The following is a 25316-nucleotide window of genomic DNA, read 5'->3' as shown; positions in this document are numbered from 1 at the left end:
CCCAGCCCGGCAGTGGCGACCCGGATCACCTGCAGGAACTGCTGCACGCCATGAGCAAGCTCCAGCTTGCCGGCGCGCCACAACTCCTGCGGCAACTCGGGAAGGATCGTCTCGGACACACCCCAAGAATACCAAAACAACTCGAACATGTGTTCGTTTTACTACTAGTGGGTGAAGAGGAATTCAACACACCGGTCGAGCCAGCCAAGAATTTGTTGAAGACCTCGGCGTTTTTTGAGGCAGCCCAAAGTTTCACGAGCCGGTCATTGCATTTAGTCGACTAAATGCGATGACCACCCTGCCCCGGCCACCTCGCTCGCACACCGTGACGTAAACCACTTGGACTTTCCGTCCAACGCTTATACAGTCGGTCTCGTGAGCAACGAGCATCCGTATCCCCCGGCCTTCCGCAGCGGTGACCTGGTCTCCGTGTCCGGACGGCTCGGGGTGACCGAGACGGGCGAGCTGGCGGCGGGCGGTTTCGACGCCGAATGCCCGCAGGCCTTCGCCAACCTCGACACCGCCCTGCGCTCGGTGGGCGCGAGCCGGGCCGACGTGGTGAAGGTCGTCGTCTACCTGACCGACATCGCCGACCGGGACGGTCTCAACCGCGTCTACGAAGAGTTCTTCGCCGAGCCCCGGCCCGCGCGCACCTGTGTCGGAGTGGCTTCCCTGCCCTGCGGGGGCGTCGTCGAGGTCGAGGCACTGGCCCGAGTACGCGATGTCTGAGCAGGACGCGATCCTCGACGCGCTCGCCCCGGTCGCCGACGGCATCGCGGCGACGCTCGGCTCGTTCTGCGAGGTCGTCGTGCACGACTTCCGCCGTCCGGAGAAGTCGGTGGTGGCGATCGCCGGATCGGTCACCGATCGCAGTGTCGGCGGCTCGATGAGCGAGATCGGCATGGGCCTGCTCGCCCGCGGTGACGAGGCCGAGGACCAGCTGAACTACGTCACCCGGACCGCGTCCGGCAAGCTCGTGAAGTCCTCGACCATGCTGCTGCGCGACAGCGGCGGCTCGGTGTTCGGCGCGCTGTGCGTGAATCTCGACGTCACCGCGCTGGGCCAGCTCAAGACCCTGGTCGGCGAACTCGCCGATGTCGGCACCACCGCCGAAACGCCGACCACCACCTTCGGCGACGACGTCGACGCGGTGGTGGACGCGATCGTGGACGAACACCAGCTCCGGCTGAACAAACCGTGGGCCGCGCTCAGCCGTGAAGAGCGGCTCGACCTGTTCCGCAGCCTGCACGCGCGTGGCGTCTTCGCCGTCCGGCGGGCGGTGCCCCAGGTCGCGGCGCGGATCGGGATCTCCCGCGCCTCCGCTTACAACTATCTGTCCGAAATCCGTGATCAAGGAGCATCATGACCGCCCCCGTGACCATCGACGACATCCGCGACGCCGCCGCCCGCCTGGCCGGTGTCGCCCACCGGACCCCGGTCGTGCGCTCCCGGACCCTCGACGACCTCGTCGGCGCCGAGGTCTTCATCAAGTGCGAGAACCTCCAGCGCGTCGGGGCCTTCAAGTTCCGCGGCGCGTACAACGCCGCCTCCCGGCTCTCGCCGGAACAGCTCGCCAAGGGCATCGCCGCCTATTCTTCGGGCAACCACGCCCAGGCCGTCGCGCTCGCGGCACGGGAACTCGGGAGCAGCGCGGTCATCCTGATCCCGGAGGACACCCCGCAGTCCAAAAAGGACGCCACGGCGGGTTACGGCGCCGAGATCGTCACCTACGACCGGTACACCGGCGACCGCGTCGCGATCGGTGAGGCGCTGGCGGCCGACCGCGGCCTGGCGCTCATCCCGCCGTACGAGCACCCGCACGTGATCGCCGGGCAGGGCACCGCGGCGCTGGAACTGCTGGAGGACACCGACTCCCTCGACACGCTGGTCGTCCCGGTCGGCGGCGGCGGTCTCATCGCGGGCAGCTCGACCGCCGCGAAGGCGCTGCGGCCCGGCATCCGTGTCGTCGGCGTCGAGCCCGCCGAGGGTGATGACACCAAGCGCTCACTGGAGGCGGGCGAACGCGTCTCGATCCCGGTCCCGCGGACGATCGTCGACGGCCAGGCCGCTTCGATTCCCGGCGAGCTGACCTTCTCGATCAACCGGAAGCTGGTCGACGACATCGCGCTGGTCAGCGACGACCAGGTCCGGGACGCGATGCGGTTCGCGTTCGAACGTCTCAAGCTCGTCATCGAGCCCAGCGGGGCGACCGGGCTGGCCGCGCTGCTCAGCGGTCAGGTGCCCGCCTCGGGGCGGATCGGCGTGATCCTCAGCGGTGGGAACGTCAGCCCTGAACGCTTCGCCGAACTCATCGCCCACTGACCACGCATTCAGAGGACTAAATGCATTCCGCATTCAGTCCTCTAGATGCGGAGTGCGGCGGCCAGTACGGGCCACGAGTTACGCAAGGCTCGCTGCCAGTAGGGCCAGCTGTGCGTACCGGGGCCGTAGTAGTCGACGGTCGCCGGGATTCCCTTGAGTTTCAAACGATCCGTGAAGCTCACCGAGGTGCCCAGCGCCGAGGGTTCGAAGATGTCGGACTGACCGGGCGGATCGAGTGGCCCGGTCTGGCCGTTGCCGCAGGAGATGTAGAGCGCGGTGCCGCGAAGGTCGTCGATGTGGTCGAAGGGGTTGTTCGCCGACCAGAGCGACCGCATTCCCCAGCTGTCGCCCCAGAGTTCGAGGTAGTTGAAGATCCCCGCCCGCGCGAGGATGCCCTGGATGAACAGCGGGGTTCCCTGGTACAGCGTGTTCGGGACACCGCTGTAGGAGGCGGCCGCGCCGAACATCCCCTTGTGCTTGTACGCGTAGGCGAGCGCGCCGTACCCGCCGATCGACAGTCCCGCGATCGCCCGGCGGGTACCGGCGCGGTACCCGCGTTCGACGATCTGCCGCACCTCCAGGGTGTGGAAGGTGTCCCAGTCCGGGGTGCCGCCGAGGCCGAAGTTCCACCACTTCGTGTACATCCCGGCGGGCCCGCCGGTCGGCATCACGATGAGCGCGTCCTTGTCCGCGGTGAACGCCTTGACGTCGGTGAACTGGTCCCACGAGCGGTAGTCGACCGGTTCGCAGCAGCCGTGCAGCAGGTACAGCGTGGGCCAGGTCCGCGTGGGTTCCGCGGCCCAGCCGGCGGGGACCAGCAAGCGGACCATGCCGGTGGTGCCGAGCGCGGGCGAGCTGATCTTGAGGTCGACCGTCCGGGCGTCCAGCCAGGTCTCCTCGACCACCTTCGCGCCGTCGTCGGCGGTGACCGGCGTGGACGCGGCGCTCGCCGGGATCGACGTGCCGAGCAAGGCGACCATGGACAACACCAGCAGGCCCCACCGCCGCGTTCGGTTCATCACTTCTCCTTGCTCACAAAGGGATGTTTCCGTGTTTCTTGGCCGGCAGGGTCTGCCGCTTGGTCCGCAGTGCGCGCAGTGCCCTCGCCACCTGCAGGCGGGTCTGTGACGGCGCGATGACCTGGTCGACGTAACCGCGTTCAGCGGCCACGTAAGGATTCGAATGCCGTTTCCGGTATGCCTCGGTGAGCCTCGCCTGCTCGGCGGACCGCTGTTCCGGCGGCAGCGCGGCCAGTTCGCGCCGGTGCAGCACCCGCACCGCGCCCTCGGCGCCCATCACCGCGATCTCCGCGGTCGGCCAGGCCAGGTTGACGTCCGCGCCGAGATGCTTCGACCCCATCACCGCGTAGCCGCCGCCGTAGGCCTTGCGGATCACCACGGTCACCTTCGGCACGGTCGCCTCGGCGTAGGCGTAGATCAGCTTGGCGCCGCGGCGGATGATCCCCTGCCGCTCCTGCTCCGCGCCGGGCAGATAGCCGGGGACGTCGGCAAGGGTGAGCAGCGGGATGTTGAAGGCGTCGCAGAAGCGCACGAACCGCGCGGCCTTCTCGGAGGCGTCGATGTCGATGACACCGGCCCGATGCCACGGCTGGTTGGCCACGACGCCGACCGTGCGGCCCTGCACCCGGCCGAACGCGCAGATCATGTTGGCCGCGAATCCACTGTGGACCTCGGTGAACTCGCCGTCGTCGACGAGGCGGACGATCACCTCGGTCATGTCGTAGGCGTGGTTCAGCGCATCGGGCACCAGCCGGTCGAGTTCGAGATCGACGGCGGTCGGCTCGGCGCTGGTCTCGTCGGCGTACTCCGGGGCGGCGTCCAGATTGTTCGACGGCAGGTAGCCGAGCAGGGTCCGCACCCAGTCGATCGCGTCGTGTTCGCCGGCGGCCCGGTGATGGGCGTTGCCGGACACGGCGCTGTGCATCGCGGCGCCGCCGAGTTGCTGCGCGGTGACGCGCTCGCCGCTGACGGCGTGGACGACGTCCGGTCCGGTGACGAACATATGCGCGGTCTCGTCGACCATGACGGTGAAATCGGTGATCGCGGGCGAGTACACCGCCCCGCCGGCACAGGGGCCCATGATGAGCGAGATCTGCGGGATGACACCGGACGCCAGCGCGTTGCGCCTGCCGAGTTCGGCGTAGTACGCCAGTGAGACGACACCTTCCTGGATCCGGGCACCGCCGGAGTCGTTGATCCCGACGACCGGGCAGCCCAGCGTCATGGCCAGGTCCATCACCTTGAGGACCTTCTCCCCGAAGACCTCGCCCATGCTGCCGCCGAACACGGTGAAGTCCTGGGAGAACACGCAGACCTGCCTGCCGTCGACGGTGCCGTGCCCGGTCACCACGCCATCGCCGTAGGGCCGGTTCGCGTCCATCCCGAACTCGGCGCACCGGTGCCGGGCGAACTGGTCGAGTTCGACGAAGGAACCCTCGTCCAGCAACAGGCCGATCCGTTCGCGCGCGGTCAGCTTGCCCTTGGCGTGCTGCCGGTCGACGGCCCGCTTCTCCGCGATCCGGACGGCTTCGTCCTGGCGGGCGGCCAGATCGGCGATCCGGAACGCCGTCGTGGGCGCGAACGGCACGTCGGTCATGGCCGCACCGTCTTCGAGGCCGCGAGCCTGCTCGCGAGTGCCGCCGCGACCACCTCGACCTGCGGCGGGTCGATCATCGACAGATGATCGCCCGGGATCCGGACGACGTCGAGGTCCGGGCAGTAGGCGTCCCAGCCGAGGGTTTCGTCGGTGCGCAGGTAACGCGGGTCGAGGGTGGTGGTCAGCGGATGGGGATCCTGGGCGCGCAGCAGCAGCACCGGACCGGAATACGGTTTCGGGACATAACGTTCGGCCACGCGCGCGTCCACATAGGACTCGTACTGATGCCGCAGTACCCCTTGGCCCATCCCGGGCACCCGCGCGGCCAGTCTGCCGATCACCAGCCGGATCTGCTCCTCCTCGCCCAGTGGGAGAAGATCCTCGCGCGGGATGTCCAGCGGGACGCCGTAGGTCCGCTCGACATGCTCGGCGAACCGGGCGAACCGGTCCAGCAGGATCTCGTGCACCGGTTTCCCGGCCGCGGGCAACGGCAGGATGCTGTCGATCAGGAACACGAGGTCGACCCGCTCCCCCGCCGCGGTCAGCCGCCGGGCCGTTTCGTAGGCGAGGCAGCCGCCGAACGACCAGCCACCCAGCCGGTACGGGCCCTGTGGCTGGATCTCCCGGATCAGTTCGAGATAGCAGTCGGCCTTGCCCTCGACGGTGTCTTCTTCGTCGATCCGTTCGAGCCCATAGACGGATCTGCCGTCGGGCAGAAGGCGGACGAGTCCGTCGTAGACGCTCGTCGGCCCGCCCGCCGGGTGGAAGAGGAACACCGGATCCGTGCCGCCTTCGCGCAGTGGCCGGACCGGGCAGTCCCCGCGCCCTTCGATCGCGACCCGCAGCAGATCCGCCATCGCCGCGATCGTCGGCGTGGCGAAGAGCCGCTCGACGTCGGGGACGGCACCGAGCTGACCGGCGAACGCCGCCCGCAACCGTTGTGCGCCTTCGGGATCTCCGCCCGCGGCGAAAAAATCGTCGTGGACGCCGGGTTCCGCGCCGCCCAGTTCCGCCCGCCAGTGCCGGGCGACCCAGCGTTCGGCCGGATCACGCGGCCCGACCACGACGGCCGGTCCGGCTGGGCGCGGGCCTCCCCCGCCGAATCCGGCCTGTTCGGCGAGGTGGTCGGCGAGTTCACCGAGACTGGCGCCCCGCAACAGCAGCGGAATCGGCAGCGGCAGGCCGAAATCCCGCTCCACCACGCCCCGGGCGCGCATGGCGGCGAGCGAGTCCAGGCCCAGGCGGGTGAGCGGGACATGCCTGTCGATCTCGTCCTCGGCGATCCCGAGCATCCCGGCGACGAGCCCGGAGAGGTAGTCGGCCAGCATCTCCCGCGCGGCTTCCGGAAGCGCCGCCCGCAACGCCTCCAGGCCGTCCCAAGTGGACGGTTCGGTATCCGGTTCTTCGCCCGGTACCAGGATTCCGAAGAACGGTCGTTCGGCCAGTCGCGGGAACAGGGCCAGCACGGTCCCGGCGTCGACGCGGGCGATGCCGGTCGCCGCGCGGTCGCGGGTCAGCACGGCGTCCAGCGCCGCCAGCGCCTCCTCCGTGCCGAGCGGTTCGAGCACCGGATTGCGGCTGCCGACGGCCGCTCCCGCCTCGCCCCAGGCTCCCCAGCCAACGGTCGCCGCCGTCAGCCCGGCGGCCCGGCGCCACGCGACGAGCGCGTCCACCCAGGCGTTCGCGGTGGCGTACGCGGTCTGCCCCGGCGAGCCGAACAACGCGGCCGCCGACGAGTACGCCAGCCACCAGTCGAGGTCGTGTCCGGCGGTCGCCTCGTGCAACCGCCACGCTCCCAGCGCTTTCGCCCGCCAGACGGCGTCGACCGCGCCGGTACCGACGGTGACGGCGGCGCCGTCGGCCAGCACCCCGGCCGCGTGCAGGACACCGCGCAACGGCAGACCGCCTTCCGTGGCCGCCGCGACCAAGGCCTCGGCCGTCCCCGGCTCGGCGATGTCGCCGGTCACCACGCGGACGTCGGCGCCCAGACGGCGCAGGGCCTCCAGCGCGGATCCGGTCTCCGGGCCCGCGCCGCGGCGGCCGGACAGGATCAGCCGGGTCGCGCCCCGCGTGGCCAGCCAGTCCGCCGCGACCAGGCCGAGGCCGCCGAGTCCGCCCGTGATCACGTAAGCGCCTTCGCGGACAACGGTTTCCCGGTCGGCTTCGCCGAGTTCCGGCCGGGCCAGCCGCCGCGTGTACCGGACGCCCTCGCGCCAGGCGATCTCGTCGTCCGGCGCGTCCGCGCGGATCTCCGCCACCAGCTTGCCGACCCACAGCCCGGCCGGATCCGGTTCGGCGTCGAAGTCGACCTGGCTCGCGCGCAGTTCGGGATGTTCGAAGGCGAGGACCCGGACCAGCCCGCGCAGGCAGGCCTGCCCGGGGTCACCGCGCTCGCCGGGTTCGACGACCGACGCGCCCGCGCTGACCAGCCACAACCGCGGGGCGGCCGCCTGCTCGGCCAGTTCGGCGACGACGGCGGAGAGCGCGGCGATCGTCCGCCCGGCCCCTGTCGGATCGGGCTCGCCCGTCGCGGCGACGCACGCGAGCACGCCCGTCACCTCACGCGACCGCAGGAGTTCCGCCAGTGCCGCGCGGTCGCCGAGCGGGGCCGTCTCCAGCTCGTCCCCGGTCTCGGCGAGCCGGTCGCGTAACGACGTCAGCCACGGCTGCTCCCGGTGTTCGTCGTCGTACAGCACGGCCCAGCGGTGCCCGCCCGGTTCGGTCGCGGGCAGGTCGGCCTGCCGCCAGACGGTCTCGAACAGCAGGTCCTCCAGCGGAACCGGCAAGGCCGAACGCCGGAACCGGCGGCAGTAGACGTCGCGGAACTCGACCAGGACGACGCCCTCGGCGTCCACGAGCTGGACCCCGCCGACCAGGCCGTCACCGGCCGGGTCAAGCGAGCCGAGCACCGCGTCGACGCGGACGCCGCGCCGTGGCTCACCGACCACGACGACCTCGCCCACGGTGAGCGGCAGGAACACGCCGTCGGCCTCGCGGAGCGTGTCCCCGGCGGCCGCGGCCAGCGCGTGGAGGCAGGCGTCGGCGATCACCGGATGCAGGACGAACGCCGGATGCTCGGTGGGCAGGGTGATCGACGCCGAAGCGCGGCCCGGCGCGGCCAGGACGTCGTGCAGCCCGCGGAAGGCGGGACCATAGCTCTGCCCCATCCCGGCCAGCACCTGGTAAAGGTCGACCGGCCGGGCGTCGGCGCCGACCGCGCCGAAGGGCACCACCGTGGTGTCGCCGTCGTGGACGCGGGCGGTGGCGTGCCGGATCCAGCCGCCGTGCGCGGACCGCGCGTAGACGTCCACTTCGGACGGTCCGGAGCCGGTGCCGAGACTGGTCGTCACCTCGGTGTGCGCGGCAAGCGGGAGTACCCGGTGCAGTTCGAGACCACCGACGCGCAGGTGCCCGCCGGGCCGCAGGACCGTCTTCGCCGCGGCGAGCGCCAGTTCCAGGAAGCCGGCGGCGGGGAACAGCGGGACCCCCATCGCCGCGTGGTCGGCCAGCCACGGCAGCGCCGCGGTCCCGACGTCCGCCCGCCACAGATGGCCACCGCCGGTCGGCTGTTCGATGTGGACACCCAGCATCGGATGCGCGCCACCGGTTCCGGAGCGGGCGGCCGGACGCCGTGGCCAGAACCGCCGGTGCCGCCAGCGCGGGCCGGGCAAGGCGACCGGCACCGGCCGGGGACCGCGCGCGTCGAGCACGCCGGGCAGCCCGAGGGTGTGGAGCCGGGCGAGCGAGGTCAGGAACGCCGTCCGTTCGTCGGTCTTGCGGCTCGCCGACGGCAGCGCGAGTGCCCCGGTGCTCTGCTCGATCGTGGCCAGCGCCACCGGATGCGGGGAGATCTCGACGAACACGCCGTGGCCGTCGGCGGTCGCGGCCGCCAGCGCCTGGCTGAACCGCACCGGACGGCGCAGATTCGCCGCCCAGTAGTCGACGTCGAAGCGTGGTATCCACTGTGGATCATCGAGAACACTGCTGTAAACCGGGATTTCGGCGGGTTTGGGCGAGAGGCCGGCGAGGTCCGCGCGGAACCGGCCGAGGACGGCGTCGACGGCTTCCGAATGCCCGGCGCCCCCGACCGGCAGTCTCCTGGCCAGCCTGCCGAGGCTCTCGACGTGCGAGATCAGCGCCTCCACCTGGTCCGCGCCACCGCTGACGGTGCACTGGACCGGTGACGCGTAGACCGCGACGGTGATCCCGGGGAATTCCGCTTCCAGATCGGCCAGGTCGGCGGGTGACAGTTCGACGACGGCCATCGCGCCGTCGCCCGCCGCGTCGACCTCGGCGAGCAGCCGGGCTCGCGTGGCCATCACGCGCAGGCCGTCCGCGACGTCCAGCGCCCCGGCGACGACGGCGGCCGCGACCTCGCCCATCGAATGGCCGATTACCGCCGCCGGGACGACACCGTGCGCCCGCCAGAGCCCGGCCAGGGCGAGGTGCATGCCGAACAACGCCAGTTGCGTCGCGCCGAGGTCCGGCAGGTCGCGCTCACCCGAGAACACCTCGAGCAGGGAGAATCCGGCTTCGGCCCGGAACACCGGATCGAGCGCCTCGGCCTCCGCGCGGAACGCGGGCTCGGTGCGCAGCAGGAGACGGCCCATCCCGGGCCACTGGGAGCCGTAGCCGGAGAAGACGAACACGACACCGGGTGCCTGCGCGGCCTCGCCGGTGACGACGCCGTTGCTCTCGCGTCCGGCGGCCAGTTCTCTCAGCGCGGCGGCGACCCGTTCGCGCTCCTCGGCGACCACCGCGCCGCGGACCGGCAGGTGATCCCGGCACCGCGCCAGGGTCGCGGCGACGACGTCCAGCGGAACCGCGCGGTGGGCGGGATCGTCGAGCCAGTCCGCCAGATCGGCGGCCCGCGCCTGGAGCACCTCGCGCGACTTGGCCGACAGCGCGAAGACCCGCGGGCCTTCGGCTTCCTTCCCGCGAGCGGGGAACGACGCGGCAGGCCACTCTTCGAGGACGACATGGGCGTTGGTCCCGCCGAAACCGAAGGCGGAGATCCCGGCACGCGCGCCGCCGGAGTACCGCGGCCAGTCCGTCACCGCGCCGACCACGCGCAGGCCGAGACCGGCGAAGTCGATGTACGGGCTGGGCTCGCGATAGTGCGGGGTCGGCGGCAACCGCCGGTGCGCCATCGCGAGGACGACCTTGATCAGCCCGGCGATCCCGGCCGCGCCTTCGAGATGGCCCAGGTTGCCCTTCACCGAGCCGATCAGCAGCGGGCGGTCCAGTTCGCGGCCGCTACCCAGTACCTCGCCGAGCGCGCCGGCCTCGATCGGATCCCCCAGCGCGGTACCGGTCCCGTGCGCCTCGACGTAGTCCACAGAGGACGGTTCGACACCCGCCGCGGCGTACGCGTCACGCAACAGCGCGGCCTGCGCGTCCGGGCTGGGTGCCACGAGCCCGTTGGACCGGCCGTCGGAGTTCACCGCGCTGCCGCGGATCACCGCGAGCACGCGGTCCCCCGCCCGGCGGGCGGACTTCAGCGGTTTGAGCACGACCACGCCGCAGCCCTCGCCGCGGGCGATGCCGTCGGCGGCGGCGTCGAACGGCTTGCAGTGACCGTCGGGAGCCAGCACCCCCGCACGCTGAAAGGAAGCGGTGACGGCGGGCGAGAGCATCAGGTTCACCCCGGCGGCCAGCGCCGTCCCGCATTCGCCCCGCCGCAGGCTCTGCACCGCCTGATGCACCGCCACCAGCGACGACGAGCAGGCGGTGTCGAGGGTGAGGCTGGGACCGCGCAGGTCGAACAGGTACGAGAGCCGGTTGGCGGCGATACTCGTCGCGGCACCGGTGGCGGACCACACGTCGACGGCGGCGGGGTCGGACATCGTCAGGTGGCCGTACTCGCCCGCCGACAGACCGACGAACACCCCGGTCCGGCTTCCCCGCAGGGCGGACGGCGGGATCCCGGCGTCTTCGAGCGCCGCCCAGGCGACTTCGAGCAGCATCCGCTGCTGGGGATCCATCGTTTCGGCCTCGCCCGGCGTGATCCCGAAGAACTCGGCGTCGAAGCCGGCGATGTCGCCGAGGAACCCCCCTCGGCCGGGCAGCCCGTCGACGCCGCCGCCGAACGCCTCCCAGCGGTCTTCCGGGACGTCGCGGATACCGTCGTGCCCGGCGTCCAGGAATCGCCAATACCGCTCCGCGGAGTCGGCCCCTCCCGGCAGACGGCAGCCGACGCCGACGATCGCGATCGGCTCCTCTTCACGGCCTTGCCCCGTTACGACGGCTTCATGCTCCACTGTGGACAGCCGATCGACGAGGGCGTTGATCGTCGGGCTCTGCCAGACCAGGGTCGGTGCCAGCGGTCGGCCGAGGTACCGGCCCAGATCCGCGGCCAGCGCCATCGACTCCCGCGAGGAAAGCCCGTTTTCGTGCGCCGGACGGTCCGGATCGACCTGGTCCGCGGGCAGCCCGGTCCGTTCCGCCACCCGTGCGATCAGCCAGGCGCGGATCTCCGCGGTCACCCGGGCCGCCGCGCGGTCAGCGATCCGTCCACATAGGACATCCGGCAGAGGACCCGGCTGATCTTGCCGCTGGAGGTCCGCGGGACCTGGCCCGGAGCGAGGAAGACGACGTCGTGCAGGCGCAGGCCGTGTGCGGCCGAGACCGCTTTCCGGACCTCCGCGGTCGCCACGGCGACGTCGGCCTCGACCCCCTTGGCCCGTTCCAGCACCACGACCGCCGCCTCGCCGTCCGCCCGCTCGATCGCGAAGACGGCGGCGGAATGCGGCCGGACCGCGGGATGCGTCTCCACGGTCTGCTCGATGTCCTGCGGGTAGTGGTTGCGGCCGTCGACGATGACGAGATCCTTCAGCCTGCCGGTCACGAACAGCTCGCCGTCGTGACGCACGCCGAGGTCCCCGGTCGCCAGCCAGCCCGCGCCGGTGTCCGGGTCGACCGGCGAGAGACCGAAGACGGCGGCCGAGGCGCCTGGCCGTCCCCAGTAGCCCACGCCGACGTTCGGTCCGCTCACCTGGATCTCGCCGACCTCGCCCGGCCCCGCGAGGGCCCCGGTGACCGGATCGGCGATGCGGATCCGCTGACCGGCGGGAAAACCGCACGAGACGAGTGTGGTCGGCGCGGCGCCGGGTCCGGCCGGTATCGCGAACCCGGCGGCGAGCCGGTCGCGGTCGAAGGTCACCTGCCGCGGCGCCTTGCCCGCGTCGGTGACGGAGACGAGCACGGTGGCCTCGGCCAGTCCGTAGGAGGACCGGTGCACCTCGGGCCGCAGCCCGCATTCGGCGAAGGTGTCATGGAACTTCGCGATGGTCTCGGGCAGCACCGGCTCGCTCCCGTTGATCAGCGAGACGACGCGGCTCAGTTCCAGGTAGCTCTTTTCGGCCTCGGTCACGCGGGAAGCGCTGTAGGCGTAGGCGAAGTTGGGTGCCGCGCTGATCGCGCCGGGGCTGGCCGCGATCGCGCGCAGCCAGCGTGACGGGCGTTCGAGGAAGGCGAGCGGGTCCATCAGCACCGAGGCCGCCCCGGCGGCCATCGGCGCGCCGATACCGAGGATCAGGCCCATGTCGTGGAAGAGCGGCAACCAGCTGACGGTGGACGTCGTCCCGGTTTCGATGCCGTAGCAGTCGCAGGCCTGGCGGGCGTTGGTGAGCGCGTTGCGGTGGGTCAGCATCACTCCCGCCGGGGTCCGCGTCGAACCGGAGGTGTACTGCAGGTACGCCAGGTCGTTCGGTTCCGGTCGCGGCCAGGAACGGTCACCGGCCGCGACCGGGGCAGGGGTGTCGACGGCGAGCACCGCGGGGCGCTCGACCTCCGTCGAGGCGAGGAACCCGGCGACGCCGTCGATCTCGGCCGCGGTCGTGAGCACGACCCGCGGGGCACAGTCGGCGAGCACGGCGGCCAGCCTGCCCGCGTGCCCGGGGAGATCCGGGGCGAACAGCGGGACGGCGACCAGCCCGGCCCGGATCGCGCCGAGGAAGGCGACGACGTAGTCGGCGGATTGCCGGGCCAGGATCGCGGCCCGCTCCCCCGGGGCGGCGAAATCGGCCAGCCGCGTGGCGAGGGCGCCGACCCGGTCGTCGAGTTCGCGCCAGGACAGGGTGACCGCCCGGCCGTCCGCGCCGGCGCGATGGTCGAGGTAGGTCACGGCGACCTCGTCGCCGAGCCGCCGGGCCCAGTACTCCAGCAGGGTCGCGAACGACTCCCCGCCGTCTGCGCCGTCCGGCCCATGGGCGGCGACGACCGTTTCCGAAATGGTTTCCATGGCCCCTCGTTTGACGACGTGAGCGGGAGCGGGCGAATGCGGAACGGCACCGTTGCCGAAAGCGGATTCCATTCCGGAGACCGTTCTTTATCTGCCGGAACTGTATGGATCGGCCGGGAAGAGTGTCAATGAAGGGACTCTGAAACGCTTACGGCGATGCGGCCATGCTCACGGGGAAGTGAGAATGGGGCCACCCCGCTTGTCACTTCCGGACGGATTCCGGCCCGCGGCCGGCGGTATACCCCTTGGTCGCCTCGTGAGTGGTAATGACGGTTAGAACCGTCATTACCACTCACGAGTCCTGGATTCAGAGCCAGCCCTGGCGGGACGCCTGCGCTCCCAGCTGGAATCGCGTCTGCGCGCCCAGCAGCTGCTGCAGGCGGCTGATCCGCCGGAGCACCGTGCGTTCGCTGATGCCGAGTTCGCGGGCGATCGCCTCGTCGGTCAGTCCCCCGCTGAGCAAGGCGAGCAGCCGCCGGGTGGCGAGCGTCGGCTCTTGTGCCGCTTCCGCGTCGTCGGGTCCGCCCGCGCGGACCGGGACGGCCATCCGCCAGAACGAGCCGAACAACTCGATCAGCGCGCTCAGCAGCATCGACGGGTGGATCAGCAACGCCAGCACGTCCCCGGCGTCGGAGTTCGGGACGGCGATCAGCGCACGGGCGCTGTCGGCGATGACCAGCTTCAAGGGCAATCCGGGGAACACCCTGGCCTGCTCCCCGAGAGCGATACTCGACTGCACCTGGGCGAATCCGTCGCCGTCCTGGAGCACGGACGAGTCGTAGACGACGCGGTAGCCGATACCCCGCGCCATCGAGCCCGGCTGCGCCGTGCTCACCTCGGTCTTCGGGCTCATGTACGTTCCGGGATCCAGCGCGACGATGTCCACCGTCGCCTGCGTCTGCATCGCTTCGAACGTGGCGATCACCTCGTCCCGGCTCCGCAGGACCTCGACGAAGTCCGCGTCCCGGCCCGTCCGCAGGGAGTAGGCGGCACCGAGCACTTCCGCCGCTTCCCGCGCCCGGACGGCGGCGGCCTCGTGCAAGGCGGCGAACGCCGACAGCGCCGCGCGAGGCGGGCACACTTCGACCCCGCCCGCGCCCGCCCGCACCAGGCCGAAGCGCTCCAGCTCGGCCAGCTCTGCACCGGGTGTGGTCGGGCGCCCGTCCAGCAGGGCCCGGTACAGCTGCTCGGCCTCCACCGACAGGCCCCGCGACTCGGCGAGCATGACGCTTCTCCTCCCCCACTCCGCACAGCCGCCTTGACATCGATGTCAGGCACGGCGGTCGCGCTGTGTCCGCTCACTGTTCTTGAGGGGGAAGGCCCTGGATTCGTGCGGCTGAATCGGTAACGAAACGATCACAGATCCTGAACAGGGTAGCGGGACGAGGTTCCCGCGGGCCGCGGGAACCTCGTCCGGGAAAAGCCGGGATCAGCTGTTGACGGGCATCCCCTTCTCGTCGGCCGCCGCGGTGGCGGTCCCTTCGAGGAGTTCGCGCACGATCTCGTTCGCCTTGCGCACCTCGGGGGTGATCATCTTGATCTTGATCTTGCCGTCGTGTCCGAGGTGACCGCCGACCTCGACCGTCTTGTCCTCACCGGGCAGTGGCAGTCCCTGGCAGCCGGTGAACTTCTTCTTCGGCGTGAGACCGGTCTGGAAGTAGGCCACGATCGGGTCGTCGACGCAGTCGGTGTTGTACGGGAAGATCCCGTGGCTTCCTTCGTTGTCGACGCTGATCATCTTCGCGCCCGGCAGGCTGTTCGCGGTGGCGAGCCCGCCCTCGTACGGCGTGGCCGCGTCCAGTTCGGTCTGCGCGATCAGCAGCTTCGGGAAGGTCTTCGCGTCGGGCGCGGGCTTGGCGTTGGTGGTCGGCCAGAACGCGCACAGCGGCGCGCCCGAGAGAGCCATGATCGGCGCGATGAACGGCGCGTTCACGGTCAGGTCGGCCTGCCAGTAATTCCAGTAGTGCAGGTTCTGGTTCCACTGGCCGTCCTGGCAACGGATCGCCTCGAACGCGGCGTCCCAGGTCTCGACCTCGGCGCCACCCTGATAAGAAGCCTTGCGCTCGACCGAATCCTTCTTCGCGATGGCCTCCAGCGCGTTGCCCTTCGCCTTGACGAGGAACGCCTTGTTCGCGTCGGTCAGGCCCGGGGTGGTCAGCGCCTGGGCGACGACCTTTTCCAGCTTCTCCGCGTCGGTCCCGGTGGGCGCCGGTCCCTTGGCGAGCGCGGCCACCATCGACGCGGCCGACGGGTACTGCGTGGTGTCGTACATCGCCGGGATGATGAACCAGGCGGCGTAGAGCATGCCCGCGAATTCGCGGGTGCCACCCGCCTTCTCCCAGTCGCGGCGGATCTCCAGCGGGTCGGTGCCCGTGTGGTACTTCGCGTCGTTACGCGCCATGTAGGGCAGCAGGGCCTCCTGGAACTGGCGGTCCCGGCTTCGCGGCTGCAGATCCCAGGTCTTCTCCAGCGTCGTCCGGCTCGCGTCGGTCGAGGAGTCGAGCAGGAAGCGGTGCGCCTTGCCCGGGAACGTGGTGGCGTACCAGGTGCCCAGCCACGTGCCGTAGGAGTAACCGATGTAGCTGGTCTTCTTCTCCCCGAGGATGACCCGGATGAAGTCCATGTCGTACGCGGTCTGCTCGGTGGTGATGAACTTCGTCAGCGGGTTCTTCAGGCAGCCGTCGACCTTCGCGCGGTTGATCACGTTCTGGTCGGTGCTGTCCGGGACGGTGTAGCTGCACGTCAGCGGTGTGCTCTGGCCGACGCCACGCGGGTCGAAGCCGACGAAGTCGTACTGTCCGGCCAGCACCGGGCTGCGCCTCGCCATCGCGGCGCCCCACGGCAGTCCTTCGCCGCCGGGTCCGCCTGGGTTGACCAGCGCGATGCCCTGCCTGCCGGTACCGGGATAGGCTGTCGCGGTCTTGGAGACGCGGATGCCGATCGTGTTGCCGTCCTGCGGGTTGTGCCAGTCGCGCGGGACCTGGATGGTCGCGCAGGCCAGGCCCTTGACCTTCTTCAGTTCGGCTTCCGTCGCGGGCGCGACCGAGGGGAACGAGCACTCACCCCACGCCACGGCCTGCGTGGTCAGCGCACCGGCGAGCGCCGCGGTGTCCGGGTCGGCCTTGGCCGCGGGTGCCGCACCCGCGGCCGGAGCCAGTACCAGGCCCGAGGCCACGAAGGCCCCGGCGACCACGGCCACCGTGCCTCTCCGCGTCTTTCTCGTACTACTGATCACCATGATCCCTTTCGACAGGAGCCCCCGACGTCCGTACGAGAAGTAAAGACAGATGATCAGCGTTCCTACACGGCCCGCCGATGGCGGATACCCGACATGGCGGGATCTCGACACCACGGACGCGGCTACGGGTGCAGACCGGGGCCGTGGTCGGGATCCGGCGACGGCGCGATCGGAGTCGGGCTGAGCGACGCTTCGTCCTCGCCCTCCTCCAAGAGGGTCGCCGCGGCACCGACCACGTTCAGATCCGGCTCACCGACGACGTCCTCGTCCTTGTCGGCGTAGTCCACGCGGGCGAGCACACTGCGCATCGCCTCGACACGCGCCCGTTTCTTGTCGTTGCTCTTGACCACCGTCCACGGCGCGATCTCCGTGTCGGTGGCGCGGAACATCTTCACCTTCGCCTCGGTGTAGGCGTCCCAGCGGTCGAGCGACTTGACGTCGTTGGCGCTCAGTTTCCATTGGCGCACCGGGTCGACCTGCCGGATGAGGAACCGGGTCCGCTGCTCGGACTTCGACACGGAGAACCACAGCTTGACGAGGAAGATCCCGTCGTCGACGAGCATCCGCTCGAACAGCGGCGCCTGCCGCATGAAGCGTTCGTACTGTTCGTCCGTGCAGTACCCCATCACCGGTTCGACGCCGGCGCGGTTGTACCAGGATCGGTCGAACAGCACGATCTCGCCCTCGGTGGGCAGATGGTTCACGTAACGCTGGAAGTACCACTCCCCCTGCTCGCGTTCGGTGGGCTTGCTCAGCGCCACCACTCGCGCGCCACGCGGGTCGAGGTGTTCGGTGAACCGCTTGATGGTGCCGCCCTTGCCCGCCGCGTCCCGGCCCTCGAACAGGATGACCATGCGGCCGCCGGTGTCCTTGATCCAGTACTGCAGTTTCAGCAGTTCGATCTGCAGCAGCCGCTTCACCACGTCGTATTCGGCGCGCGGCATGCGCGTCGAGTACGGATAGTTCTCGCGCCAGGTGTCGATGGGGGAACCGTCCGGGCGGAGCAGGACCGGGTCGTCGGCGTCGTCGTAGTCGACGACGAGACGCTGGTCCCGCAATTCGGGGAAGTGCGCGGCGAGATCAGCCGATGGGTCGGGCACAGGCGCGGAATACCCGTGATGATCGTTCGGCAAACACCGGTGCCGCCCTTCAGCCACCGCGCAGATGATCACGCAGGGTCCGCGCCACGCGGGCCATCAGCACTTCGGCCTCGGGCTGGATCGCCGCGGACACGCGTGACTCGGTGAGCGCGGCGATCGCGAAGATCCCGCCGTCGGCGTGTTCGACCACACCGACCTCGTGGCGCAGGTTCAGTACCGTACCGGTCTTCGACGACCATTTCGTGGCGTCGGAGACGAAGTCGGGACTCAAGCGTTGACGCAACAGGTTGAGCCCCATCAGTTCGCGCACCCTCGCCGCCACGGATTCGTCCACTTTGGAGGGTGTCCACAAGGCTTCCAGCAGACCGGCGAACGCGCGGGCGGAACCGGAACTCGCGCGGGTGATGTCGAGCTGGGGAACGGGATGTCCTTGCCCGGCGGTACCGGCGTTGATCGCGAGCGCGTGCGCGAGGTGGACGTCCTGGGGGCCGAAGCGTTCGGCGGGCGTGTCGCTGAGATCCGACACGGGATGCCGCGCGGAAATCCCCGGCACCCCCCATTCCCGCGTCATCCTCGTGACTTCGGCCGGCGGTGTCAGCGAGAAGAGGGTGTCGGCCGCGGTTTCGTCGCTGATGGCCATGGCGAGGTAGAGCAGGTCGTCGATCGACACCCTGGCCGGATGCCGGAACCGGGTCAGCCCGGTCGGCCCCGGCGTGGTGGCCCGGCCGGGCTGGACCTCGATCGGCGTCGAACCGTCCAGTTCGCCCCGCCGGATCCGTTCCAGGGTCGCCGCGGCGAGCGGGATCTTCACCAAGGAGGCGCTGGGGAACTCGAGGTCGGGATCGATGCCGATCTCGTACCCGGTCCGCAGGTCCCGTACCAGGAACGAGCCCCGCAGGCCGCCGTCGGCCAGTTCCGCGCGCAACCGGGCGAGCAGCGACTCGGTGTTCATGTGGTCTCCTCCGCGCCGAGACACCGGGCGATGTCCGGCCACAAGCGTGCACGGAGCCGCTGCGCGTCCTCACCGAGGCCCGCCGTGACCTCGTAGCCACGGACGAGCCGGAGCTCGCCGATGGGCTGCCAGGCCAAACCGAGTTCGGTGGCCTGAGCCGTCGAACACAGCAGCAGATCGGCCGAACCGAACACGGCCGCCGCGGCCCCGGTGAGCGAATCGGCGACGGCGACCTGCGCCGGCCGCAGGCCCACCGAGTCGCGGACGCGGAACAGGCGATCACGGAGATGCGGGACGTCGTCCTCGGGCTGGATCCAGACCCGGCGAAGCGCCCGGCCGGACCGGCCCACCCGCAACGTTTCCAGGTGCAGCGAACCCGCTCGCGACCCGCCTGTGCCGGCCAAACCGAGTTCGACCTTCCAGGTGCCCTCTTCCCCGGGGACGGTCGTGAGAGCCGCGCGGACCTCCTGGGTGCGCACGAGTTCGGCTCGCTCTCGTGGCGGGGCCTGCCGGAACTCCAGGAAGACGTCGAGTGCCCGTGCCGCCGCGTCGAGTTCGGCGAGTTCGCGGATGGAGCAGATCTCCGGCATCGCGAGCCGCGTCGGCCGCAGTTTGGCGCGCTGCGCGTCGTGCTCCATGGCGTCGGCCAGGGTCACCAGGCGTTTCGCCGACGGCAGCATGTCCCGGCCGAAGGGGGTGAGCCGCGCGCGCCGGGTGGAGCGGTCGAACAGCCGCTCGCCGAAATGCCGTTCCAGCGCGGCGATCCGGCGGCTCGCCACCGGTTGGGGAATGCGGGCGAGCGCGGCTCCCGCAGTGAAGCTCCCGGCCTCACTCACGCTCACGAACGCCCGGCAGCCACCGATCAGGTCCACGACCACATACTATGCCCGATTCGCATGGAACGGCTCATTCGTGTCTTGGACAGCATGATCGGCGCTCGCCAGACTGCGGACATCGAACGATCTTGAAAGGAATCACCGTGTCCGTCTCTTCTCGCCGCTGGACCCGCCGGGCGGCCCTGCTGGCGCTCTCGGTCGTGTCCCTCGCCGCGTGTTCCACACCCGCCCCCGCGCAGCCACCCGCCGCCTCGCCGGCCGCCGCCCCGGTCGTGACGGACGGCCGTGCCGACTTCGAGCGGCTCGAACGCGCCTTCGGTGCCCGGCTCGGGGTGTACGCTGTGGACACCGCGACCGGCCGCGAGGTCGCCTACCGGGCCGACGAGCGGTTCGCCTACGCCTCGACGCACAAGGTGTTCACCGCCGGTGGTGTCCTGCAGCGGACCCCGGTCGCCGAACTCGACCGGACGGTGACCTACAGCCCGCAGGACGTCGTCACCGGCTCGCCGGTCACGGAGAAACACGTCGGGACCGGCATGCCGCTCCGCGCGGTCATGGACGCCACCCTTCGCTACAGCGACAACACCGGCGGCAATCTGCTCTTCCGCGAACTCGGCGGTCCCGCGGGCCTCACCGCGGTACTGCGCGGGATCGGCGACACCACGACCCACGTCGACCGGATCGAAACCGAACTCAACGACACCGCTCCGGGCGACATCCGGGACACCAGCACGCCTCGCGCCCTCGCCGTCGGCTTGCGGGCCTTCGCCCTCGGCGACGCGCTCCCCGAGGACAAGCGAAAGATCCTCGTCGACATCATGCGCGGCAACACCACCGGTGACGCGAACATCCGCGCTGGGGTCCCGGGCTGGCCCGTCGCCGACAAGACGGGGACGGCGAGCTACGGCACCCGCAACGACATCGCCGTCGTCTGGCCGCCGAACCGGGCGCCGATCGTCCTCTCCGTACTGACCGACCGGTCCGCAAAGGACGCCAAGATCGACAACGCGCTGCTCGCGCAGGCCACCGTGGCCACCGTCAAACTGCTCCCCTGACCTACGTGGCGGACCGGGCGGACAGGACAGACCTGTCCGCCCGGCCGGTTCAGCCGGTCAGCGACGGCAGGGGTTGCCCGCCGGATGCGCGGCGGTGCCGTGCACGTCGGCCTGGGACTCCGCGAGGACGATCTTCGCGAGCGCGGTGTCCAGGGCGACAGCCTGCTGCTTCACCACACCGTTCGCCACGGTCTGGCCGTTGAGCTTCAGCGAGCCGATGACCAGCGGGATGGTCAGCGGCGCCGAGCCCACCGTGACCGCCGAACCGTTGATCTTCAACGACGCGACATGCGAACTGCCCGCCAGTACCGGGGCGAGACCGCCCGGCGCGGGCTGGCAGGTCGCCGTGGCCTGCGACTGGATCACGCCGAGTTCGATGGTCAGCCCGACCGTGCTGATCACCGTCTTGTCGATCCTGGCCGTGGCGAGCGCGCGATCGCCCGCGGCCGGGGCCGCCGACTGGTCGTCCGGCGTGAGATCGGTCGACGCGGTCAGCACCTGGGCGTCCACCTTGATCAGACCGGCGTTGAGCGTCGCGGCGGCGACGCCGGCAGCGTCGTCGGCACACGGCAGATTCGCCGGGTTGGCCCGCGCCGCGGTAACACCGAGCACGTTCGCCGCGGTACCCGTGCAGGAGAAGACGCCGTCACGGTCGTCGTCGACGATCGTGCCGACCCCGGCCGGATCGACGAGCCCGGCGCCCGACGGGGCCGAGAGGTTCACCGTGAACGTCTCGTTCGGTTCGTCGACGGTGTCCGGGTTGACCAGCACGGTCACCGGTTTCGCGGTCTCACCGGGCGCGAACGTCACAGTGCCGCTCGCGGTCGCGTAGTCGGCGGGCGCGGTCGCGGTGCCGTTGGCGGTCGCGTAGTGCACGGTCACCGGATTCGGGCTGGGACCGCCGAGCAGCGACACCGTGAAGGTCGCCGGGACCGGCGCTCCGCCCGAACCTTCGTCGACCGTCACATCGTTGACGCTCAAGCCGAGCACGCGCACGGTCGTGGTCTCGAGGTAGCCGAGCGAAACGCCGTCGACCTGGTAGTCGACCACGCAGTGATAGGTGCCGGGCGCGGCTCCGGCCGCCGCCGTGATCGTCTCGGTGAACGTGGCGACGTCGCCGCTGGTCACCGTGACGCTGCCGGGGTTGTTGGTGATCGTGAGCTGCGGGTCGCAGCTGGTCACCTTCGGGGTCACCGTGACCTCGATGGATTTGATGCCGTCCAGGATGGCCTGGGAGACCTGACCGGCGGGAACGTTGTTCAGCAGCACCCCACCGGTGGCCGAGGTGATGGCGGTGGCCTGTCCGGTGGCGTCGAGAGCCCCGACGTTCACCGCGACGACGCGGATCTTCGCCGCCTGCAGCGCCGCGATGGTCTGCGCCAGGGTGTGCCCGCCGCTCGGATCGTGCGACGGCGCGTCGCCGAACCACGCGATGATGCGGGTGCCGTCCGGCCGGAAGGTGACCGCACCGGTGGCCAGCTGATAAAGAGCGTTCAGGTTGGCTTCCGGTGTATCCCCGCCACCGGAGGCCACCCACTGGTTGATTCCCGCCTGGACCGCGGTGGTGTCGCCGGTGATGCCCTGGTTGACCTTGAACGGCACCGAGTCGGTGAAGTCCTTGTACTCGGCGACACCGAACTGCGCGGTCGGCTGCGCGGCCAGCACGTCACCGGTGATGGCACTGGCGTTGGACCGCACGTTGCCGATCGGCCCGCCCATACTGCCGGTCGTGTCCGCGAGCAGGACGAGATCCGGGTCCGGCGGTACCGCCGAGGTCGTCACGTTCTTGGTCACGGTCGTGCTCTGCCCCGCGTCGAGGGTGAGATCGACCGTGGCCGGGTCGACACCCGGCGGGGCCGCGGCGGCGACCCCGGTGGACACGAGCATCGCCGTGACGGCGGTCAGGACGACTGGCAGTGGTCTTCGCGACATGGACTTCCCTTTCGAGACCCGGCGACCGCCGGAATTCTTTGGGTTGCCAGAGAAAGACGGAAAATTCCGTCGTTCGTTAGCGCGAAAACCGGGTGTCACCCGGGGAGCCCATGTCAAGGCTCTCAACGGGTTGTCACCGCGAATCCGGGCTACCGGGGCCATGTCCGCGGTGCGCCGTTCAGCCGAAAGACCTTCGACACTTCTCACCCTTCAGCGTGAGAAGTGTCGAAGGTTCCGGCGTTTTCCGTGATCACTTCACCGAACGGAACCCGAATCCCGCCGATATTCGGCAGTGGATATTCACCGAATGGCGCAACGCGGGCCGTCGGCCGATACCGGGACGAGACACCGGGCTCCGCCGTGCTGTCCGGTCAGTAGGCGCACTGGATGATCGCGTCGTCCAGGCGGATGTACTTCGCCGGGCCGCCGTTGTTCCCGTAGATCGGCTGGAGATAGACGGTACCCACACCGTTCAGGTTGAGATCGTGCAGGGTGATGAGCTGATACCCCGCCCAGTCGTCGATCCACTTCACCGTGTGGGAGATCTTCCGCCAGCCGTTGGGGTCCCAGATCTCCAGGCCGATGTTCGCTCCGCCACCGACCGGGTCGGCGTAGATGGCGGCGGCGCAGTTCGACCGGTTCGCGGGGAAGCTGCTCAGCGATTTGGGAGCCCGCATCGCCGCCCAGCCGTTGTCCGCGAAGAGCCAGCCGTTGTTGTTGCCGGTCCGCGCCACCCCCATGCCGATGTCGAACCACGAATGCCCGTCACCGCCCTGGATGTCACGTTCCCAGGTGCCGAAAGGGTTCGATTCGTACCCGTCGGACCATTGCACGATCCCGGCGTGCGCCGTGCCCGCGACGCCCAAGAGCGCCAGTGAAAGCACCGACAGGACAGCGAAAATCTTCTTGATCACGAGAGTCTCCCCGCTTCGCGCGAAATGAACCCCGTCAGAGGACCAGGAGCCGGACCGCGGGCACAACGTACCTTCGCGCGCACAATCGACCGCCTCGGCGTACCGGCCGGCCGATCATCCCTGAGCCGAACCCGGTGTGAACGCCGTCCTCCTTGGGTATCCCAGCCGGGAGACCGCTAAGGAGACCTGTGTGGGAACCAAGACCGCCTACGAATTCCTCAGCGGTGACCCCCCTCCGCTGGGGAAGATCCGGGCCTGGCTGCGAGGTCAGCTCGGTGGTATCGGACGCAGTACCGTGTCGGACACCGAACTGCTGACCACGGAACTGGTCACCAACGCGCACGAACACGCGGACGGCGTGGCCGAGCTGCGGGTGTCCGTCCCCGACGGCCGCGATGTGATCCGCGTCGAAGTCGACGACCTCCGCCCCCAGTTGAAGCCGCATCGCGTGCTGAAGCGGGATCCGGCGAGCCCGCACGGGCGAGGGCTGGCCCTGGTCGAAGCGATCAGCGTCCAGTGGGGCGTGGACACCGGCGCCGGGGTCAAAACGGTGTGGGCGGAGATCCCGGTGCTGTGAGGCGGGGCTACTTCACGTCGATCCGCCCGAGCGGGTCAGGACCACTGGTCAGCTCGTCGCACGCCTGCCGCCAAGCGGGATCCCCGGTGAAGAACTCGTTGCGCAGATAGGCCGAGGTGAGCCGCGCCACCGCGGCCACCCGTTCCGGGTTCTCGTCCGTCGTCTCGGCGACGTCGTAGCCGGAGATCCCGCCGAGCCCGTGCTCCGCGTCGAACAGGGTGAGCAGCGTCTTGCGCCCCGGCGAAAGGAAGTACGGGTCGGCGTGCCACTCCGGACCGTTGACGGTCAGATAGGTGGAGGCGTCCTTGTCCCCGGCGACGACGAGCGCGGGGGTCGTCATCGTGGAGAAATCCGTGCTGAGGAAGAAGGGATAGTTCTCCGTCACGAACTCGGTGAGGGCGTCACCGCCGCGGCCGGGCGCGGCGAGCAGCACCCCGGCCGAGATCCTGGATTCGGCGAGGTCCACTTCCGCGCCGCTGATGGGATCGGTGTACCGCGCGCCCAGCAGCAGGCTCGCGGTGTGCCCGCCCATCGAGTGCCCGGCCACGGCGACCTTGCCCCGGTCCAGTCGTCCGCGAAGGTGCGGGACGGCGGTCTCGATCTCGTCGAGCCGGTCGAGGACGCGGACCATGTCCTCGGCGCGGGAGCGGTAGTACATGGGCGCCTCGGGGTCGCCGGACTCCAGGTTCAGCGTCCTCGAACTGAGATGGGTGGGCTGGATGACGGCGAACCCTTGTGCCGCCCAGAAATTCACGAGCGGGGCGTAGCCGTCCAGCGAGGAGAGGTGGTTCGAATAGCCCTGCCCGTGCGACAGCAGGACGACCGGCAGCTCGCTTCCGGTCATCGGCACGGAGATCCGCAGCCGCAGGTCCACCGCCCGATCCGGGGTGGGCAGCACCACCGGGGCGATCGAGAGGACGGGGTTCGGAGTGCTCATGGTGAGTATTCCCCTTGGATGAGGGCACCGCCTTAAGCGGAGCGCTGTTCCGTAAACATACGGAGCAGTGTTCCGCTTTGTCAAACCCCTCCCCGCCAGCGGCTTTCCCCCTCCTCGTCCCGTGACATCCCGCCGAGACGACCACCGTGAATCGGGAGTACGGTCGTACACTCAAACGCAGGCAAGCCGCGTGGAGGTCGATCCTGATGGACGTGACAAAAGTTCTGAAGTCAGCACTCACCGGGACGACAACCGAGTCGAGGTCCGCGGTCCGCGAGTTGCGCCGGGAGACCGAGGACCTGGTGGCCCGCCGGGCGGGCCGGACCGCGAACCGGCTGACGGAACTGGGCGAGCAGCTCGCCGATCTGGTCCTGGTCTCCGGGAGCAGGCTCGCGGGCATCGCCGATCGGCACAGCAAGCCCGTCGGCGAGGGGGTGCGCCGCGAAGCCGGCCGGATCGGCGATTCGGTGGAGCGGCTGTCCGTCACCCTGTCGGACCGGGCCATCCTCATCGCCGAGGAACTGCTCGACCCCAAGCCGGCGACCAGGTCGCGGGTCGCGAAACGACTGTCCGGGAAAAGCCGCCGGCGCTGAAC

At 70.1% G+C, this 25316-nt stretch carries 18 protein-coding genes; 6 read left to right on the top strand and 12 right to left on the bottom strand.

Features of this window, described 5'->3' with window-relative positions:
- Window positions 1-375: 375 nt before the first annotated feature.
- Genes L324_RS27020 through L324_RS27010 form a run of 3 tightly spaced genes read left to right on the top strand, consistent with a single transcriptional unit; the run spans window position 376 to window position 2322 of the window.
- Window positions 376-729 (top strand): RidA family protein, encoded by a 354-nt coding sequence (locus tag L324_RS27020; protein ID WP_037314610.1) that lies wholly within the window; start codon window positions 376-378, stop codon window positions 727-729.
- On the top strand, window positions 722-1366 hold the full coding sequence (locus tag L324_RS27015; RefSeq protein WP_037314609.1) for a helix-turn-helix transcriptional regulator: 645 nt from the start codon (window positions 722-724) through the stop codon (window positions 1364-1366). The genes L324_RS27020 and L324_RS27015 overlap by 8 nt, the downstream gene beginning before the upstream one ends.
- The gene (locus L324_RS27010; RefSeq protein WP_037314606.1) at window positions 1363-2322 is read left to right on the top strand and encodes a pyridoxal-phosphate dependent enzyme; all 960 of its coding nucleotides are present in this window, start codon (window positions 1363-1365) and stop codon (window positions 2320-2322) included. The genes L324_RS27015 and L324_RS27010 overlap by 4 nt, the downstream gene beginning before the upstream one ends.
- 41 nt (window positions 2323-2363) lie before the next feature.
- Here L324_RS27010 and L324_RS27005 read toward each other — a convergent pair whose 3' ends face one another.
- The 9 genes from L324_RS27005 to L324_RS26965 all read right to left on the bottom strand — a co-directional run bounded on the left by L324_RS27005 (window position 2364) and on the right by L324_RS26965 (window position 19348).
- Complete coding sequence (locus tag L324_RS27005) at window positions 2364-3341, bottom strand: alpha/beta hydrolase (RefSeq protein WP_037314603.1); 978 nt, start codon at window positions 3339-3341, stop codon at window positions 2364-2366.
- 13 nt (window positions 3342-3354) lie between these two features.
- Window positions 3355-4938, bottom strand: coding sequence for an acyl-CoA carboxylase subunit beta (locus L324_RS27000; protein WP_037314600.1), 1584 nt, complete (start codon window positions 4936-4938; stop codon window positions 3355-3357).
- A complete protein-coding gene (locus L324_RS26995; RefSeq protein WP_037314597.1) occupies window positions 4935-11423 on the bottom strand; it encodes a type I polyketide synthase in 6489 nt (2162 codons plus the stop codon). Before L324_RS26995 ends, L324_RS27000 begins: the two co-directional genes overlap by 4 nt.
- The gene (locus tag L324_RS26990) at window positions 11420-13180 is read right to left on the bottom strand and encodes a fatty acyl-AMP ligase (protein WP_037314594.1); all 1761 of its coding nucleotides are present in this window, start codon (window positions 13178-13180) and stop codon (window positions 11420-11422) included. Before L324_RS26990 ends, L324_RS26995 begins: the two co-directional genes overlap by 4 nt.
- 307 nt (window positions 13181-13487) lie before the next feature.
- Complete coding sequence (locus tag L324_RS26985; protein ID WP_037314591.1) at window positions 13488-14405, bottom strand: helix-turn-helix transcriptional regulator; 918 nt, start codon at window positions 14403-14405, stop codon at window positions 13488-13490.
- 204 nt (window positions 14406-14609) lie between these two features.
- A complete protein-coding gene (locus L324_RS26980) occupies window positions 14610-16379 on the bottom strand; it encodes an alpha/beta hydrolase (protein WP_037314587.1) in 1770 nt (589 codons plus the stop codon).
- A gap of 161 nt (window positions 16380-16540) precedes the next feature.
- Window positions 16541-17518 (bottom strand): polyphosphate kinase 2, encoded by a 978-nt coding sequence (gene ppk2 / locus L324_RS26975; protein ID WP_051174121.1) that lies wholly within the window; start codon window positions 17516-17518, stop codon window positions 16541-16543.
- Window positions 17519-17567: 49 nt separating this feature from the next.
- Window positions 17568-18470, bottom strand: coding sequence for a serine hydrolase (locus tag L324_RS26970; RefSeq protein ID WP_037314584.1), 903 nt, complete (start codon window positions 18468-18470; stop codon window positions 17568-17570).
- Entirely contained in the window at window positions 18467-19348 is an 882-nt protein-coding gene (locus L324_RS26965) for a LysR family transcriptional regulator (RefSeq protein ID WP_037314581.1), read from the bottom strand. The genes L324_RS26970 and L324_RS26965 overlap by 4 nt, the downstream gene beginning before the upstream one ends.
- Window positions 19349-19449: 101 nt before the next feature.
- Here L324_RS26965 and bla point away from each other — a divergent pair, with 101 nt between their 5' ends.
- Window positions 19450-20361, top strand: a complete 912-nt coding sequence (gene bla / locus L324_RS26960) for a class A beta-lactamase (RefSeq protein ID WP_037314578.1) — start codon at window positions 19450-19452, stop codon at window positions 20359-20361.
- Window positions 20362-20418: 57 nt separating this feature from the next.
- Here the strand turns inward: bla and L324_RS26955 are convergent, their stop codons facing one another.
- Window positions 20419-22293, bottom strand: coding sequence for a Calx-beta domain-containing protein (locus L324_RS26955; RefSeq protein WP_037314575.1), 1875 nt, complete (start codon window positions 22291-22293; stop codon window positions 20419-20421).
- Window positions 22294-22664: 371 nt separating this feature from the next.
- Window positions 22665-23207, bottom strand: a complete 543-nt coding sequence (locus tag L324_RS26950; RefSeq protein ID WP_037314572.1) for a hypothetical protein — start codon at window positions 23205-23207, stop codon at window positions 22665-22667.
- Between the two features lie 190 nt (window positions 23208-23397).
- Here L324_RS26950 and L324_RS26945 point away from each other — a divergent pair, with 190 nt between their 5' ends.
- Window positions 23398-23784, top strand: coding sequence for an ATP-binding protein (locus L324_RS26945; protein ID WP_037314569.1), 387 nt, complete (start codon window positions 23398-23400; stop codon window positions 23782-23784).
- A gap of 7 nt (window positions 23785-23791) precedes the next feature.
- On the opposite strand, the gene L324_RS26940 is transcribed toward L324_RS26945, so the two are convergent.
- Window positions 23792-24721, bottom strand: a complete 930-nt coding sequence (locus L324_RS26940) for an alpha/beta hydrolase family protein (RefSeq protein WP_037314566.1) — start codon at window positions 24719-24721, stop codon at window positions 23792-23794.
- Window positions 24722-24927: 206 nt separating this feature from the next.
- Between L324_RS26940 and L324_RS26935 the strand changes: the two genes are divergently transcribed.
- Window positions 24928-25314, top strand: a complete 387-nt coding sequence (locus tag L324_RS26935; RefSeq protein ID WP_051174120.1) for a hypothetical protein — start codon at window positions 24928-24930, stop codon at window positions 25312-25314.
- Window positions 25315-25316 lie beyond the last annotated feature (2 nt).

Source organism: Amycolatopsis orientalis DSM 40040 = KCTC 9412, from assembly GCF_000478275.1.
Classification (GTDB): Bacteria; Actinomycetota; Actinomycetes; order Mycobacteriales; family Pseudonocardiaceae; genus Amycolatopsis; species Amycolatopsis orientalis.
Note: the sequence above shows the minus strand (reverse complement) of the source record. Positions and strands in the feature narration are given on the sequence as shown.

Coding starts and splice junctions, on each gene's coding strand:
- L324_RS27015 (WP_037314609.1), top strand. CDS start 722: ATGTCTGAGCAGGACGCGATCCTCGACGCGCTCGCCCCGGTCGCCGAC.
- L324_RS27010 (WP_037314606.1), top strand. CDS start 1,363: ATGACCGCCCCCGTGACCATCGACGACATCCGCGACGCCGCCGCCCGC.
- L324_RS27005 (WP_037314603.1), bottom strand. CDS start 3,341: ATGAACCGAACGCGGCGGTGGGGCCTGCTGGTGTTGTCCATGGTCGCC.
- L324_RS27000 (WP_037314600.1), bottom strand. CDS start 4,938: ATGACCGACGTGCCGTTCGCGCCCACGACGGCGTTCCGGATCGCCGAT.
- L324_RS26990 (WP_037314594.1), bottom strand. CDS start 13,180: ATGGAAACCATTTCGGAAACGGTCGTCGCCGCCCATGGGCCGGACGGC.
- L324_RS26985 (WP_037314591.1), bottom strand. CDS start 14,405: ATGCTCGCCGAGTCGCGGGGCCTGTCGGTGGAGGCCGAGCAGCTGTAC.
- L324_RS26970 (WP_037314584.1), bottom strand. CDS start 18,470: ATGAACACCGAGTCGCTGCTCGCCCGGTTGCGCGCGGAACTGGCCGAC.
- L324_RS26955 (WP_037314575.1), bottom strand. CDS start 22,293: ATGTCGCGAAGACCACTGCCAGTCGTCCTGACCGCCGTCACGGCGATG.
- L324_RS26940 (WP_037314566.1), bottom strand. CDS start 24,721: ATGAGCACTCCGAACCCCGTCCTCTCGATCGCCCCGGTGGTGCTGCCC.
- L324_RS26935 (WP_051174120.1), top strand. CDS start 24,928: ATGGACGTGACAAAAGTTCTGAAGTCAGCACTCACCGGGACGACAACC.